We start from the raw sequence: 1,447 nt of genomic DNA, 5'->3' as shown, positions 1-1,447 counted from the left end.
TCACAAGAGCTTCGGCTCGCTTTTGGTGTTGAAGGGCGTCAATCTCACCGCCCATGCCGGTGAGGTCATTTCCATGATCGGCTCGTCGGGCTCGGGCAAGAGCACGTTCCTGCGTTGCATCAATCTTCTGGAGCAGCCGGATGGCGGCAAGGTCGCCATCGATGGCGAGGTGATCAAGATGAAGCCGCTGTCGAGCGGCCGTCTTGGGCCAGCCGACATGGCGCAGGTCGAACGCATCCGCGCCCGCGTCGGCATGGTGTTCCAGAACTTCAATCTGTGGCCGCACATGACGGTGGCGGAGAACATCATCGAAGCGCCCCGGCACGTCTTGAAGGAGCCCCGCGAGAAGGCCATCGAACATGCGCACGCCTTGTTGAAGAAGGTCGGGCTCGCCGACAAGCACGCTCATTATCCGGGCCAGTTATCAGGCGGCCAGCAGCAACGCGCCGCGATCGCCCGAACGCTCGCGATGCGTCCCAAAGTCATCCTCTTCGACGAACCGACATCGGCGCTCGATCCCGAGTTGGTCGGCGAGGTGCTGCGCGTGATCCGTCAACTGGCGGAGGAAGGCAACACCATGATCCTCGTAACGCACGAGATGCAGTTCGCGCGCGAGGTCTCCCACAAGGTTCTGTTTCTCCACCAGGGAAAGGTGGAGGAAGAGGGTGCGCCCGCGGAGCTGTTCGGCAACCCGCGCTCGGAGCGTCTGCGCCAATTCCTGGCTCGGACACTGTGAGGGAAGCATCCTCGAAGCGTCCGGTTCGCACCGGACAACGGCAATGAAGACCAACAACAAGGGGAACTGATATGAAGCTGAAAGTCTTGACGCTGCTCGCATGTCTCGCGGGAAGCATGGGAAACGCATTGGCGGCCGAAGGCGAGTTGTCCATCGGAACGGAAGGCGCCTACCCGCCATGGAGCATGTCCGACGCCAGTGGCAACGTCACCGGTTTCGACGCCGATGTCGGCGCGTTGCTGTGCACCAAACTCGCGGTGACCTGCCATTTTGTCGTGCAGGCGTTCGACGGGTTGATCCCGGCGCTGAAGGCCAAGCGCTTCGACGTCATCATCTCGGGCATGTCGATCACCGCCGATCGCAAGAAGGAGATCAATTTCAGCGTCGGCTATGCCGAACTGGCCAACATGTTCGTCGCGGCCAAGGGTTCTGATCTGGCCGCGATCACCGACGTCGACACGCTGCTGAAGTCGCTCGACGGCAAGAAGGTCGGCGTGCAGGCTGGCACGACCCACGCGCATTTCCTCGAGAAGCGTGCACCGAATGCCGACCTGAAAACCTACGACACGCTTGACCAGATGCAGATCGACCTGGCGAGCGGCCGTATCGACACGGCTTTCGCCGATCAATCCGCCTTGCAGGATTTTCTGGACAAGCCTGACGGCAAGAACTTCCAACTGGTCGGTGTTGAGATCAAGAGCACATACGACC

2 protein-coding genes are annotated in these 1,447 nt (G+C 61.0%); both read left to right on the top strand.

The features are described 5' to 3' along the window. Positions 1–736, top strand: a 736-nt coding sequence (locus EN932_RS36010; protein WP_128369522.1) for an ATP-binding cassette domain-containing protein, incomplete at its 5' end; no start/stop codon positions are given. A 71-nt stretch (positions 737–807) separates the two neighbouring features. Next, the coding region (locus EN932_RS36005; protein ID WP_128369521.1) for a transporter substrate-binding domain-containing protein at positions 808–1,447 on the top strand (640 nt) is incomplete at its 3' end.

The organism is Mesorhizobium sp. M7A.F.Ca.US.002.01.1.1 (assembly GCF_004022955.1).
Classification (GTDB): domain Bacteria; phylum Pseudomonadota; class Alphaproteobacteria; order Rhizobiales; family Rhizobiaceae; genus Mesorhizobium; species Mesorhizobium ciceri.
This window is presented reverse-complemented; position numbering and strand designations above follow the sequence as displayed.